General features: G+C 56.5%; 16 protein-coding genes. 8 read left to right on the forward strand and 8 right to left on the reverse strand.

Annotated features, from left to right (window positions below; translation table 11 throughout):
* Positions 1 to 164 precede the first annotated feature (164 nt).
* On the reverse strand, positions 165 to 794 hold the full coding sequence (locus K5Q35_RS16695) for a hypothetical protein (protein ID WP_220800420.1): 630 nt from the start codon (positions 792 to 794) through the stop codon (positions 165 to 167).
* Positions 795 to 917: 123 nt separating this feature from the next.
* On the opposite strand from K5Q35_RS16695, the gene K5Q35_RS16700 reads away from it, so the two are divergent.
* The gene (locus K5Q35_RS16700) at positions 918 to 2,288 is read left to right on the forward strand and encodes a cytochrome P450 (protein ID WP_220800422.1); all 1,371 of its coding nucleotides are present in this window, start codon (positions 918 to 920) and stop codon (positions 2,286 to 2,288) included.
* A gap of 13 nt (positions 2,289 to 2,301) precedes the next feature.
* Here the strand turns inward: K5Q35_RS16700 and K5Q35_RS16705 are convergent, their stop codons facing one another.
* Positions 2,302 to 4,608 (reverse strand): DNA topoisomerase IV subunit A, encoded by a 2,307-nt coding sequence (locus K5Q35_RS16705; RefSeq protein WP_220800424.1) that lies wholly within the window; start codon positions 4,606 to 4,608, stop codon positions 2,302 to 2,304.
* 201 nt (positions 4,609 to 4,809) lie between these two features.
* Between K5Q35_RS16705 and K5Q35_RS16710 the strand changes: the two genes are divergently transcribed.
* The 6 genes from K5Q35_RS16710 to K5Q35_RS16735 all read left to right on the forward strand — a co-directional run bounded on the left by K5Q35_RS16710 (position 4,810) and on the right by K5Q35_RS16735 (position 9,082).
* Positions 4,810 to 5,466 carry an SH3 domain-containing protein gene (locus K5Q35_RS16710; RefSeq protein WP_220800434.1) on the forward strand — a complete coding sequence of 219 codons (657 nt, stop codon included), beginning with the start codon at positions 4,810 to 4,812 and terminating at the stop codon, positions 5,464 to 5,466.
* Positions 5,467 to 5,518: 52 nt separating this feature from the next.
* On the forward strand, positions 5,519 to 6,349 hold the full coding sequence (locus tag K5Q35_RS16715) for an SDR family oxidoreductase (protein WP_220800436.1): 831 nt from the start codon (positions 5,519 to 5,521) through the stop codon (positions 6,347 to 6,349).
* 81 nt (positions 6,350 to 6,430) lie between these two features.
* On the forward strand, positions 6,431 to 6,634 hold the full coding sequence (locus K5Q35_RS16720; RefSeq protein WP_013963233.1) for a twin transmembrane helix small protein: 204 nt from the start codon (positions 6,431 to 6,433) through the stop codon (positions 6,632 to 6,634).
* A 6-nt stretch (positions 6,635 to 6,640) separates the two neighbouring features.
* Entirely contained in the window at positions 6,641 to 7,213 is a 573-nt protein-coding gene (locus tag K5Q35_RS16725) for a cob(I)yrinic acid a,c-diamide adenosyltransferase (RefSeq protein ID WP_013963234.1), read from the forward strand.
* Positions 7,214 to 7,394: 181 nt separating this feature from the next.
* Positions 7,395 to 8,153, forward strand: a complete 759-nt coding sequence (locus tag K5Q35_RS16730) for an electron transfer flavoprotein subunit beta/FixA family protein (RefSeq protein WP_220800444.1) — start codon at positions 7,395 to 7,397, stop codon at positions 8,151 to 8,153.
* Positions 8,153 to 9,082, forward strand: coding sequence for an electron transfer flavoprotein subunit alpha/FixB family protein (locus tag K5Q35_RS16735; protein ID WP_013963236.1), 930 nt, complete (start codon positions 8,153 to 8,155; stop codon positions 9,080 to 9,082). Before K5Q35_RS16730 ends, K5Q35_RS16735 begins: the two co-directional genes overlap by 1 nt.
* 52 nt (positions 9,083 to 9,134) lie before the next feature.
* Here K5Q35_RS16735 and K5Q35_RS16740 read toward each other — a convergent pair whose 3' ends face one another.
* Complete coding sequence (locus K5Q35_RS16740; protein WP_220800445.1) at positions 9,135 to 9,971, reverse strand: DUF6473 family protein; 837 nt, start codon at positions 9,969 to 9,971, stop codon at positions 9,135 to 9,137.
* Between the two features lie 153 nt (positions 9,972 to 10,124).
* Here K5Q35_RS16740 and K5Q35_RS16745 point away from each other — a divergent pair, with 153 nt between their 5' ends.
* Positions 10,125 to 11,000: a 3-hydroxybutyryl-CoA dehydrogenase gene (locus K5Q35_RS16745; RefSeq protein WP_220800447.1), complete on the forward strand. Its 876-nt coding sequence runs from the start codon at positions 10,125 to 10,127 to the stop codon at positions 10,998 to 11,000.
* A 3-nt stretch (positions 11,001 to 11,003) separates the two neighbouring features.
* Here the strand turns inward: K5Q35_RS16745 and K5Q35_RS16750 are convergent, their stop codons facing one another.
* From K5Q35_RS16750 to K5Q35_RS16770, 5 genes are read right to left on the reverse strand one after another with little or no spacing between them, the layout of a single operon-like run.
* Positions 11,004 to 11,882 carry a lysophospholipid acyltransferase family protein gene (locus tag K5Q35_RS16750; RefSeq protein WP_220800449.1) on the reverse strand — a complete coding sequence of 293 codons (879 nt, stop codon included), beginning with the start codon at positions 11,880 to 11,882 and terminating at the stop codon, positions 11,004 to 11,006.
* Between the two features lie 40 nt (positions 11,883 to 11,922).
* Positions 11,923 to 12,192, reverse strand: coding sequence for an HPr family phosphocarrier protein (locus K5Q35_RS16755; RefSeq protein WP_013963240.1), 270 nt, complete (start codon positions 12,190 to 12,192; stop codon positions 11,923 to 11,925).
* 16 nt (positions 12,193 to 12,208) lie between these two features.
* A complete protein-coding gene (locus K5Q35_RS16760) occupies positions 12,209 to 12,601 on the reverse strand; it encodes a PTS sugar transporter subunit IIA (protein WP_013963241.1) in 393 nt (130 codons plus the stop codon).
* Positions 12,602 to 12,604: 3 nt separating this feature from the next.
* A complete protein-coding gene (gene rapZ / locus K5Q35_RS16765) occupies positions 12,605 to 13,492 on the reverse strand; it encodes an RNase adapter RapZ (RefSeq protein ID WP_220800451.1) in 888 nt (295 codons plus the stop codon).
* Complete coding sequence (locus tag K5Q35_RS16770; protein ID WP_220800453.1) at positions 13,485 to 13,913, reverse strand: HPr kinase/phosphorylase; 429 nt, start codon at positions 13,911 to 13,913, stop codon at positions 13,485 to 13,487. The genes rapZ and K5Q35_RS16770 overlap by 8 nt, the downstream gene beginning before the upstream one ends.
* Positions 13,914 to 13,928 lie beyond the last annotated feature (15 nt).

Genomic DNA, 13,928 nt, shown 5'->3' on the forward strand with positions numbered 1-13,928 from the left:
CGTGCCAATGTTAACATGCGGTTTATTACGTTCAAACTTTGCCTTTGCCATGATGAGAGGCGCCTTTTTACTGTCAGCGGGTCGCCATGCGCGACCCTGTCCCAATGATATGGCGGGCGATGTATTGCGAACTGAGGGGAAAATCAAGCGCGACTTGACGTAGATTAACCGTCTGTCTGCGAAGCCTCGCTCTGTACATCGCGCAAAAGACCGGTATCCGTTTCTTCTGCAATCACACCGCTCTGTGTACCGTCGTCCTTGAACCACCCTTTCTCTTCATTCTCACGCAAGAGAAAGTTCTCGATCGATTTCGCCGCGTTCCGGGCCAGACCTTCCAGCTGCTTTTCAGCTGACTGCGTCCAGCCGGTCCCAATCAGGCTTTCACCGTCGATGTTTTCAAGAATCGTCATCTGTTCAGGGGGTACGTTCAGCTTTTTGGCCTGCGCATCATCCCAGACGGTGACACGTATGATCATCGCGGATTTGGGGGCAGCCACGACCGGAACACCTGCACGCGCAAGAATATAGCCCTCGATGCTGACGCCGAGATGATATCGCTTGCTGCCCTCATAGCGGTCAAAGCGCGCGGCAATGGCATCGCGTAGCGCCGTGGTCAATTGTTCCTCGGTCACCGAACGACTTATGGCGGTGGAGGTTTCGGCAAGTGGCGCAACAACAATATTGTGCTCAAGCCGGAAGTTGCCCAGATCCACAGGGGGATCGTTCAAATCTTCCGGGTAGGTGCAGGCCGTAAGCAGCACCAATGTGATCAACAGACAAATACGATTTATCATCGCGGAAACCTCAAAACCTCAGTGCCCCAACGCCTAACCCAATGCGCTACAAGTCGCAACGTGGCAGGCATTGGACGCTCGCACAGCGCGCGCTAATTCAACCCTCAGGCAAGGAGCAGATGAATGGCAGAGGACGAATTGACTGATAAAGGCCGCATACCCGTGCGCGTTCCATTGGTAAATGCGCCTGTTGGCATTCTGAAGAGCTGGCAGATGATGCGCGAGAATGTGCTCAACATCATTCCCGAACAGGCGACTGAGCAGCCCGTTGTCTCTGGCAAAACCGCAAAGCGCTGGCATATGATGATGGACCCGGGAGCGATCCAGCAGATGCTGCTGGACCGTGTCGAGGACTATCCGAAATCGACCGTGACGAAAAACCTGCTGCGCCCGGCCATTGGTGAATCGCTGTTTATCGCCGAGGGCGCGCATTGGCGCTGGCAGCGGCGTGCCTCGGCTCCGGTGTTTTCGCACCGCAACGTCGCATCCCTTGGCCCCGTGATGACGGCTGCGGCAGATCGCACATCACAACGGGTGGCGCAGGCAGGTCCGCGCGCGGTGAACATGCTGGATGAGATGATCACGGCCACCTTTGATGTGATTGCCGAAGTCACCTTTTCCGACGACGGCAGTTTTGACCGACAGGCGGTGCATGACGCCCTTGAGACTTATGTGAACGATGCGGGTCGGATTTCGCTGCTGGACGTGCTGGGCCTGCCGGATTGGATTCCCCGCCCCGGTCGTACAACCGCTTCAGCGGAAATGACGCAGATGAAACAGGGCGCAGATGCTGCGATTGAGGCCCGCGCCGCACGGGGGCCCGGCGATGTTCCCGACCTGCTTGATCTCCTGTTGACCAGCCAAGACCCAAAATCGGGTCGTTCGATGGCAACGAGCGAATTGCGTGACAATCTGCTGACCTTTATCGTGGCAGGGCACGAGACAACCGCGCTCACGCTGGCATGGTCGTTTTACCTCTGCGCCTTCGATCAGGATGTTCAGGACAAAGCGCGCGCCGAAGCGCAAGACGTTCTGGGTGGGCGGGCAGCAACGACCGCTGATGTCGACCACCTGCCCTATATTCGCCAGATCATTGACGAAGCCTTGCGGCTTTACCCGCCTGCGGGAGTTGTCTCGCGCACAGCGCAAAAGCCTGACACCCTGTGCGGGGCTGACATCCAACCCGAAGACACGGTCATGATCCCCATCTATGCGCTGGGGCGTCACAAGCTGCTTTGGGAAAACCCGGACCAATTCGATCCGGACCGCTTCGAGGATCGAAAATCAATTAAACGATACGCTTATCTGCCCTTTGGCGATGGGCCGCGCATTTGCATCGGTGCGTCCTTTGCGGTGCAGGAGGCGGTGATCATCCTTGCCACGTTGTTGTCAAGGTTCCGCTTCACACCCGTTAGGGGCCGTGATCCGAAGCCCGTGATGGTCATCACCCTGCGTCCCGAGGGCGGTGTGTGGCTGATGGCCGAACCGGTCTGAGCGAACCGCGCGCTTAGGTGAACTTGTTATCACGCGGGAAACCACGTGGTGCCATGCGACCTGCGGTGGCGCGTTTTCCCGTCCACTCCGCGAGTTCTGTTTCGCTGCGCGTGCGCCCTGCGGGGTCCTGCCAGCTGAGTCCGTCGGCTTGCATGAAGGTCGTGGCGTCGGACAATCCGCCATCTTTGTACTTTTGCAGACGAACACCTTTGCCCCGACCCATCTCGGGCAATTCCCCAACCGGGAAAACAAGCACTTTGCGGTTTTCACCGACAACGGCCACCGTGTCGCCCTGTACTGCTTTGCAGATCATGGCCCGCGTATCCCCGCGCACGTTCAGCACCTGCTTGCCGGTCCGGGTTTGGGCCACGACGTCTGCTTCGGGGACGACAAAACCATCACCGGCGGAGGACGCGACCAACAGCTTGCGATCGGGTGCGTGGGTCAGGATCGTAATGATTTCCGCCTCATTGGGCAGGTCAATCATCAACCGCAGCGGCTCTCCCATGCCACGCCCGCCCGGCAGGCTTGACGCCGACACAGTGTAAAACCGCCCGTTCGATCCAAAGACCAGCAAACGATCCGTGGTTTCAGCATGGAAGATAAAGCGCGGCCCGTCGCCATCCTTGAATTTCAACTCCCGCGTGAGGTCGATGTGGCCGGTCATCGCGCGCACCCACCCCATCTCGGAGCAGACAACGGTGATCGGCTCGCGGTCGATCATGGCCTCAATGGGCACGTCTTCGATCACCGTCGCCTCAGAGAATGTGGTACGGCGCGCACCGCCATCCCAGTCTTTGCCGAACTGTTTCTTGGTCGCGCGCAATTGCTCGGTGATGCTGGCCCATTGTAATTCCGGGCTCTCGAGGAGGTCTTCGAGCGCGGCGCGTTCTGCCATCAAGGCTTCCTGTTCGCGCACAAGTTCCATTTCCTCAAGGCGCCGCAGTGATCGCAGCCGCATGTTCAAAATGGCTTCGGCCTGCACCTCGGTGAGCGTCACATCATCGGTCGGAACCGGCGGGACATAATCGGCCTCATTAAGGGCACGCGGGTGATCCTTGCCCCAATCCTCGGCCATCAAAGCCGCCTTGGGGTCGTCATCATAGCGGATGATGTCAATCACACGATCAAGATTGAGAAAGGCGATGATAAACCCTTCGAGCACCTCAAGACGGTGGTCGATCTTTTCCAGACGGTGCTGGGAACGCCGCTGCAAGACTTCCTGCCGGTGATCAAGGAACGCCTGCAGCACTTCCTTCATCGAACAGACCTTGGGCGTCACGCCATCGATCAACACATTCATGTTCAGCGAAAACCGCAGCTCAAGATCGCAATAGCGAAACAGCATGCCCATCAGCACATCCGCATCCACCGACCGGGAACGCGGTTCGATAATCATCCGTACGTCGTCCGCAGATTCATCCCGCACATCCGCAAGGATCGGGATTTTCTTGGTCTGAATAAGCTCCGCGATCTTTTCGATCAGCTTGGATTTCTGCACCTGATAGGGGATTTCAGTGACCACGATCTGCCACTGACCCCGACCAAGGTCCTCCACCTCCCACCGGCAACGCAGACGAAACCCGCCCTTACCCGTGCGGTAGGCCTGCGCGATGTTTTCCGGCGGCTCTACAATCACACCACCGGTCGGGAAATCCGGTCCGGGCACATACTTCAGCAATGTGTCATCGCGCGCATCAGGCGTTTTGATGAGGTGAATGCAGGCCTCGCACAGCTCGGCGATGTTGTGGGGCGGGATGTTGGTCGCCATCCCCACGGCGATGCCACTGGACCCGTTCGCCAGCAAATTCGGGAACTGCGCGGGCAGAACCACCGGCTCGGTCAGCGTGCCGTCGTAGTTTTCCCGAAAATCCACCGCGTTTTCGTTCAGCCCGTCCAGCATCGCTTCCGCGACAGCGGTCATGCGTGCTTCGGTGTAGCGGCTGGCGGCGGGGTTATCGCCGTCGATATTGCCGAAATTCCCCTGACCATCGACCAGCGGATAGCGGACGTTGAAATCCTGCGCGAGGCGGGCCATCGCGTCATAAATCGCGGCATCCCCATGCGGGTGATAGTTGCCCATCACGTCGCCCGAAATCTTGGCGGACTTGCGGAAACCGCCGGTAGAGGAGAGGCGCAATTCGCGCATCGCATAAAGAATACGACGATGCACGGGCTTGAGGCCATCGCGCGCATCCGGCAAGGCACGGTGCATGATCGTGCTGAGCGCATAGGTCAGATACCGTTCACCAAGTGCGCGGCGCAGCGGCTCGGAAAGGTCCGCTGGTTCTTTGTCGGTGATATCGTCCTGATCGCTCATCGGCTTTGTTTAGCGGGGCAGTTGGCAGGGAACAAGCACCGATTGAAGACACCTTTGAATGTTTGGCGGCGCGGGCGCAGGAACAGGCGTGCGGGGCCTTTACCTGACAAATTCCCCTCTTCAACTCCGGCTCGGATTGCTATTGGGCCTGAGGTAGCAGTCTGTGATATAACAGCTGCGTGGGGATTCTGGGTGTCGTTGATGAAACGTTTTATTCTGCTGTCATTTGTCGTATTGGGCCTTGGTTTTTATGAACTCAGCGGCGGGTCGGATTTTGACCCCGAGGCCGCCCGGCTAAACGTGATTGAAGCGCGACAGGACCGCGAAGTTGCACGCAAAGATGCGTTGCCCGGTCCTGTTTATGTTGCCGCACCCGCCTCACCAGCGCCCAAGGCCGACGATACGGTGACACGGGCAAATCTGAACCTCGTGTCCTTTGCATCCGTGGTCGCCGAACCGGAAGCCCCCGAAGTGACGGCCCCCATCGCCGCACCGCGCGCGGCTGATCGCGACACTGACCCCGAAATTACAGTCGAGCGCCTCGCGGCTGCACAGGATGAACCGCTCAGCCTCGCCGCGCTGAGCCCCCCGCAAGAGCAGCCAAGCAATGTCTTTGCAGGATCATCCATCGTCGCGGCCTCGACAGATACCAGCGTTGAAAAAACCCTGCGGTCCGTCAAAGGTTCGCGGGTCAACATGCGCTCCGGTCCGGGCACGCAGTACGATGTGGTTGCGCAATTGACGCAATCGGCAGAGGTCGAAGTGCTGACGGATACCGGCAACGGCTGGGTTGAACTGCGCCCACTGGATGGCGGGCCGACGGGGTGGGTCGCGGAATTCCTGCTTACGGGCGGTTAGGATTGCATGTCCCGATCCTACTTGGCACATGGTGTCCAACATCAAAGGGGACATGATGCAAAAATCAATTCTGATCACCGGGTGTTCGTCGGGGATAGGCTACTGCGCGGCACAGGGCCTCAAGGTCGCAGGCTGGCGTGTCTTCGCATCATGCCGCAAGCACGAAGACTGCGACAGGCTGCGCGCTGAAGGATTTGAAAGCCCGCTGATTGACTACACGCAACCCGACACCATCCGACAAGGGCTGGACGAAGTTCTGGCAGCGACCGGCGGCACGTTAGACGCGCTGTTTAACAATGGCGCACATGGCACGCCAGGCGCGGTCGAGGACCTGCCCACGGACGCATTGCGCGCCATCTTCGAGGCGAATTTCTTTGGCTGGCATGAACTGACCCGCTCCGTGATCCCGGTCATGCGCGCACAAGGGCATGGTCGGATCATCCAATGCTCATCTGTCCTTGGTTTTGTGACGCTGCCGTGGCGCGGCGCTTACAATGCGACGAAATTCGCGCTTGAGGGCCTGACCGATACGCTGCGGATCGAAATGCGGGATACGGATATTCATATCGTTCTGATTGAACCGGGGCCTGTCACATCGAAAATCCGGCAGAATTCGATCCCGCATTTTGAACGCTGGATCAAATGGGAAACCTCCCCCCGGCGCGCGCAATACGAAAGCACGCTGAACAAACGGCTCTATCAGAGCGGCGGGCCCGACCCCTTCGAACTGCCCCCCGAAGCGGTGCTGAAGAAACTGCGCCATGCATTGGACGCACGCACCCCCAAGCCGCGATACTATGTTACCACCCCTACCTATCTCATGGGCGCTTTGCGGCGCATTCTGCCGACCAGCGCCCTCGACCGCGTTTTGGCGCGCATTTAATTTCGCCCGCGCCTGAAATAGGCATTCGCTTTTATTGACGACGCCTCTACATCGTGCGGTGAAACAAAAAGGACAATTCAAATGGGAGATCCGTTTTTCATTCTGGCCGTGATTGCATGTGTTGCGGTTGTGATCGTGCTGGCCCTCGGGCTCGGCGGCTTTGCAGGTGGTGGCGAATTTAACAAGAAGAATTCAAACAAACTGATGCGCTACAGGATCGGCGCGCAATTCATTGCGGTGATTTTCATCGTGCTGTTTGTCTATTTTCGAAATCAGGGGGGCTGAACGGCAATGGTCGTTTTGAATAAAATCTATACCAAGACCGGCGACGCGGGCGAAACCGCGCTCGGCAATGGTGCACGGGTGGCAAAACATGCGGTGCGCGTGGCAAGCTATGGTACATCCGACGAATTGAATTCCTTTGTCGGCGTAGCCCGACTTGAGGCCGACGGCGAGATGGATGAGGCGCTGAGCCGCATTCAGAACGACCTGTTTGATCTGGGCGCGGATCTGTGCCGGCCCGACATGGAGCAGGACGCCGAAGCGGAATACCCCCCCTTGCGCATGATCGAAGCGCAGGTCGAACGGCTGGAAAGCGAAATCGACGCCATGAACAAAAACCTTGAGCCCCTGCGCAGTTTCATCCTGCCGGGTGGGTCGCCTCTGGCCGCGCATTTGCATGTGTGTCGGACCGTATCGCGCCGCGCAGAACGCCTGTGCGTTGAATTGGCGACGATGGAAGCGATCAATTCATCTGCCGTGAAATATCTCAACCGGCTGAGCGATTGGTTTTTCGTCGCCGCACGCACGGTCAACAATGGCGGCAAGGATGACGTGCTTTGGGTGCCCGGCGCAAATCGCTGAATGACACTTTGGGCCGGCCATTAGTGACGTGTCGGCACCACAAACAGTCCTAACGTGGCGTATCAACGACAGAACGTGACGATTTTACACTGTTTCAAATGCGCAGGCTCCGATAAACCACGATTGAGAAATTGAACGGCGGGCTTGCAATTGAGTCGCCACACCAAGGAGAGAGACGCATATGAAGGTTCTTGTGCCTGTCAAACGCGTGATCGACTACAACGTAAAAGTGCGCGTGAAAGCGGACGGTTCCGGAGTTGATCTTGCAAATGTGAAAATGTCGATGAACCCGTTTGACGAGATTTCCGTCGAACAGGCCATCCGGCTCAAGGAAGCAGGTCAGGCCGACGAAGTTGTCGTCGTTTCTGTGGGCGTCAAGCAAAGTCAGGAAACTCTGCGCACTGCTCTGGCCATGGGTGCAGATCGTGCAATCCTCGTGATTGCGGCGGATGATGTGCACAATGATATCGAACCCCTGAGCGTTGCAAAAATCCTCAAGGCCGTTGTGGACGAAGAGAAACCGGGCCTTGTGCTGTGTGGCAAGCAGGCCATCGACAACGACATGAATGCAACGGGCCAGATGCTGGCCGCCTTGCTGGGTTGGTCGCAGGCGACTTTCGCGTCCGAGGTTGCTGTAGAAGGCGACAAGGCGATTGTAACCCGCGAAGTGGACGGTGGTTTGCAGACCATCAAAGTCAACATGCCCACGGTCATAACGGTTGATCTGCGGTTGAATGAACCGCGCTATGCCTCCCTGCCCAACATCATGAAGGCCAAGAAAAAGCCGATGGATGAGAAAACGGCCGCGGATTATGGTGTGGACGTCTCGCCGCGCCTTGAAATTATCAAGACCGAGGAACCTGCCGAACGTGCCGCTGGTATAAAAGTCAGCTCGGTTGACGAACTGGTGTCCAAACTCAAAGAATCGGGAGCAGTATAATGGCCGTTCTTCTTCTTGCAGAAGTTACCGATGGCACCCTCGCCATGGATGCGACAGCAAAAGCCGTAACAGCGGCACAAACCCTGGGCGATGTGACGCTGTTGTGTACCGGGGCAAGCTGCGCCGATGCCGCGGCTGAGGCTGCAACCATTCAGGGTGTAGCCAAAGTGCTTTGCGCCGAGGATGCAATCTACGGCAAACGGCTGGCTGAGCCGGTTGCCGATCTGATCGTGTCTCTCGCAGGCGATTACGAGCATATCGCGGCACCCGCGACGACAGATGCCAAAAACATTATGCCGCGTGTGGCGGCCTTGCTGGATGTCATGGTGATTTCCGACGCAACTGCCGTCATCGATGCCAATACATTCGAGCGCCCGATCTACGCGGGCAATGCCATGCAAACCGTCAAATCTGCGGATGCTAAAAAGGTTATAACGTTCCGTGGCTCCACGTTTGATGCCGCCCCAACAGGCGGTTCCGCCAGTGTCGAAAACATCGGTGCTGCGGCAAATCCGGGCTTGAGCGAATGGGTTGAGGACAAGGTCGCCGCGAGCGATCGCCCCGAGTTGACCTCGGCTGGTGTGGTCGTATCAGGCGGTCGCGGTGTTGGTTCAGAGGACGATTTCGCACTTATCGAAAAACTGGCAGACAAGCTTGGCGCGGCTGTCGGCGCCTCGCGCGCTGCAGTGGATTCCGGTTATGCGCCGAATGACTGGCAAGTGGGACAGACGGGCAAGGTTGTTGCCCCTGAGCTATATGTCGCCGTGGGTATTTCGGGTGCCATCCAGCACTTGGCCGGCATGAAAGACAGCAAGATTATTGTCGCGATCAACAAGGATGAAGAAGCGCCCATTTTTCAGGTCGCAGATTACGGTCTTGTGGCGGACCTTTTCACCGCCGTGCCGGAATTGATCGAAAAACTCGACTGACTCTGCGCGTTTTACGCAATGAACGGCCGCGGCAATATCGCCGCGTCCTTTTTTAAAGAAAATCGTCCAGCACACCGCTTAGTCGCTCTGCGACTTCGCCATGCGCCTGCGGCCCGAGCACTTTACCCGCGGCCAGGGCCTCCATTTCACTGAACGACATCCCCTTCGTACCGGCGGCTTGCGCCTGCGCTGATGCAGTCACTTCCACAAAGCTGGTGGCGTGTGCGGTCAGCTCGTCAATCATCTCGCGCGTGACGAACAACGGTTCAGAGGCTTGGGCAAGGTCACAAAAGAGCGCGTTACCGGCAGGCGGCGTGTGATCTGCAAACCAAAGCAATACAGTTCGGCCTGTTATTCGGCGCAACATAAGCTTCATGCGGGCCGTCCATGCGGCTTGAATCTCATCCAAGACAAGCTCAAATCGTTCGTGAGACACCTTGTGCAGCATTCCAAGCATGTGGCGGTTGAAATGAAATTCCGAAAAATCCACCTCTGGGTAGATAGACGCAAGCAGCGCTGACGCCTTTAAGAAACGGTCATTGCGACGCGGGTGCACAGTGTAGAACCGGTTAGACAGGTTCTGTGCACCAATAATCTGCATCACAGTCGCCTGCGCGTCGTTTGCCGCATTCAGAACGAAACAATCATTGAGAAACGCATCTATACCTGCGTTTGAGACACCAAGGTTTAAACAAGTTATCCCGATCTGATTTTCAATAATGGCCGGGAACGGCGCATTTATGAATTTACCGTATGTTTCGGTGCCACCAATAAAGGCGACATATGGGACATCCAAGCGCCGCTGCGGGCCACGAAAGAGAATTCGCGACTCTCCATACCGGCACGGCTCATAGTTCAGGGCCCCCGCCCCGAGTACTTCATAGGTCATAAACCCACCCTTATTTTCACCCAAGCATGTTTATGCAGGGCGGGTCCTTACATTTTCTTAATGATAGAATTTTAGACAATGCTGCTCTGCCGCATTGCACTTGCAGCTACCCGTGCCAAAGCCGTAGAATGCAGCTGATAAAAGGGGACTTCCGTGGAAATCAAATCAATTGGAATCGTCGGTGCAGGGCAGATGGGCAACGGTATTGCGCATGTTATGGCCTTGGCAGGGTATGATGTGATGTTGAACGACATCACTCAGGAGACACTGAGCGCCGCGATGGAAACAATGGCGCGCAACATGGACCGGCAGGTCAGCCGTGAGAAGATTTCCGCCGACGAACAGAAAAACGCCCTGGGCCGGATCATAACGACCACAACACTCACGGATCTAGGGCAGACCGATCTGGTGATCGAGGCTGCGACCGAACGTGAAACCGTCAAACAGGCGATTTTCGAAGACCTTATTCCACATCTGAAACCAAGCACGATCCTGACGTCAAACACCTCGTCCATTTCGATCACGCGATTGGCCAGCCGGACAGACCGGCCCGAGAGGTTTATGGGGTTTCATTTCATGAACCCCGTACCGGTCATGCAGCTGGTCGAACTGATCCGTGGGATTGCCACAGATGAAGCAACTTTCTCGGCATGCAAAACCGTCGTTGACCGGCTCAACAAAACCGCCGCCTCGGCGGAGGACTTTCCGGGGTTTATTGTAAACCGTATATTGATGCCGATGATAAATGAGGCCGTTTACACGCTTTATGAAGGTGTCGGAAACGTCAAATCCATTGACAGTTCTATGAAGCTTGGCGCGAACCATCCGATGGGACCGTTGGAACTGGCTGATTTCATTGGCCTCGACACCTGTCTGGCCATCATGAACGTTCTGCATGACGGGCTGGCAGATACCAAATACCGCCCCTGCCCTTTACTTACGAAATATGTCGAAGCGGGTTGGTTGGGCCGCAAAACCCAACGTGGATTTTACGATTACCGTGGCGAAACGCCTGTTCCCACAAGGTAGCCTTCAATCGGTCAACGACAGGGTGTGATCGCGCAGCCACGCCATGAAGGCGCGGGGATCATCCTGCCGCTTGGTGATTTCATCGGGATCTATCGGATGTCCAACGATGGGCGCCTGCGGCTTGTTCAACGCGTGAACGATTTCATGCAGCAGCAACCCCTGACGCAGCATCGGCGAAATGCGGTTCGCTATCTGATATGCACGGGAATTCTGGCCGGGGAATTTAATAGGTAAAACAGTCGCGCCGGACCGACGTATCATCTTGGCCGTAAAGACATTCCATTCGCCCTCAACCGCAGGACCGAAATAGGTTTCAGAGGCAGCCACCCCGCCTGACGGAAACAAGGCAACAACGCCGCCGTTCTTGAGATGCTCCATCGCGTGCGCCCGCATCGCGACACCTTTGCGTTGCGCATCAGGATCATGCGGGAACGGCACCGGTATCATGTAAGACCCTGCAACCTCGTCAATCACAGTCAGAAGGGAACGTGTCAGAATGCGATAATCGGGACGCACCCGTCCAATGAGATCCGCAAAAATCATACCATCGACCATCCCATGCGGATGATTTGACACCACGATCAGAGGCCCTGTTTTCGGAATCCGGTCCAGCTGGTTCTGGGGGGTTTGCAACTCGATCCCCATGACATCCAAAGCCGCACGCCAAAACGCCTGTCCCTGCGGCGCTCCGCGTCTTTCAAATTCCCGCACGAGGCGCAGAATTCTCAGCTTACCGGTGAATGCCTCAACGACACGGATAAATGCCGCTTTCCACGGGTCTTCAAATGTTGATGCATAGGAAATCGCGCTGCGGTCATACTTTTGAAAGTCAACCGGTTTGGCTTTTTGATCTTGGCTGAATTCCTGCGAACTTTCTACCACGAAGTTATCCTTCAGTTCGTAAGGTCAAAGGGCCGACGCGTTAAGTCTCTTCCCCAAAGCGATTTGCAACCAACGCGGTCAACGCTTCTGCAAGCGCGTCCGCATCAGGTCCGTCTGTCTCCACCTCAATAAAGCTTCCCTTGGATGCTGCCAACATCAAAAGCCCCATGATACTGTCGCCGGACGCAGACATCCCGTCCTTGGAAACCTCGGCGCTCGCATCGAACCCCTCGACCACCTCAACCAACTTGGCAGAGGCGCGGGCATGCAGGCCTTTGATGTTCACGATTTCGAGGGAGAATTTGGTCATGGGCTTTGTGGCCTTGTTATTCTGCGCTGATATTTTGACTGTCTATGTACTTTTTACCAGCTTCGAGTGCGGCGCGTACGGCGTCAGGTATCGTTTTATGTCGGCTTTTTGCAAGCTTTATAAGCATCGGCAAATTCGCCCCATAGAGAATTCGGCGGTTTGCAGGAACACAGGCCTGCAAACTCAGATTTGAGGGGGAGCCGCCATAAAGATCTGTCACGAGCACCACGCCATTCCCTTGATCCACGGAATCGGCTGCAACACAAATTTCACGTTCTTTTTCCGCCCTGTCATGGTCGGCGTCTATGGAAATTGCCTCTATCCCGCTTTGCGCGCCGACAACATGTTCGATCGCCGCCAGATATTCCTTGGCCAGTCCTCCGTGTGCGACGATAACAATTCCGATCAAAGCTCAGGTCTCTTCATTTTTCCGCAGGTCCAATTCACGATGTCTAATTGACACCTGCCAGCCTTCTTCTGCAAGGCGCAAAGCATGGAATTGAGCCATCACAACAGAGCGATGTTGACCGCCGGTACACCCAAAGGCGATTGACAAGTATGACTTTCCCTCCTCGCGATAAGCGGGCAGCAGCAAGAGGCTCAGCTCCTCCACTTTCTGCGCAAATTGTTCAAAACGGGGGTCAGCCATCACATGTTTTTCGACCAAAGCATGCGTGCCATTCAAACTGCGTAATTCCGGCACCCAGTACGGATTGGTCAGAAAGCGACAGTCGAGCACCATATCAACGCTGCGCGGCAACCCGCGTTTGTAGGAGAAGGACTGCACAGACACAGTAAGGCGGCGCTTTCCGCCCGGCGCAAACCAGTGTTCCACTTCTGCGCGCAACTGGTGCACATTCAGATCCGTCGTGTCGATCAACACGTCGGCCCGCGCCTTCAGAGGGCCGAGCATCTCAAGTTCGCGCACAATTCCTTCTGATGGACGATCATCAGGCGCAAGCGGGTGCCTGCGCCTTGTTTCTGAAAACCTGCGCAAAAGCACCTCGGTCGAACAATCTAAATACAAAAGCTCCGGCGCCAGACCCGCGATACCCGCCAGCTTACCAAGCGCATCAACAACGACGGTCGTGGAAAAATCCCTGTTGCGCGGGTCAATTCCCAATGCCAGCGGTTGTGCGCTGGCGGGGACATCCAAAAACGCATCAAGCAGGCGCAAGGGAAGATTATCCACCACTTCAAAACCCGCATCCTCAAGCACATTCAACGCGCTTGATCGACCTGCCCCCGAGGGACCGGTGACGAAAACGATGCGCCGTGCGGTGGTTGATGTGTCAGTCATGTGGCTCTCTTCTGCCAGCCTTAAGATATTGCAGAATACCGGCAGGGAAATGGGGGGCGTCAAAATAATATAGACAGGGCAACGTCAGGCCACACACATCAGTACGGTGCAAGTGAGGAAGGCGTTCAGTTTCTTGCTGATCCAAGTCGACAACCAATTCGACCGTGCTGCTTGTGAGCGCCTGTGCGTTCAGCAATCCGATGCCTCTTGCTTCAATCATGCCGTGGGTAGGCCGCGGCGCGCGCGCGCGCACCTTGCCATCCTTGGCCGAAACCTCAGTCTGATCGTCCGACACAAGCACGGCTCCATATGCCATGAGTTGTAACGCCAGCGCAGATTTTCCCTTGCCGGATCGGCCGGTGATCAAGACCCCTTTGGATTGAAAATCAACACAGGTGGCATGCAGCATTTGCGCAGACATCTGGGTCACCCAGCC

Origin of the sequence: Roseobacter sp. OBYS 0001, from assembly GCF_019654895.1 — a bacterium.
GTDB lineage: Bacteria > Pseudomonadota > Alphaproteobacteria > Rhodobacterales > Rhodobacteraceae > Roseobacter > Roseobacter litoralis.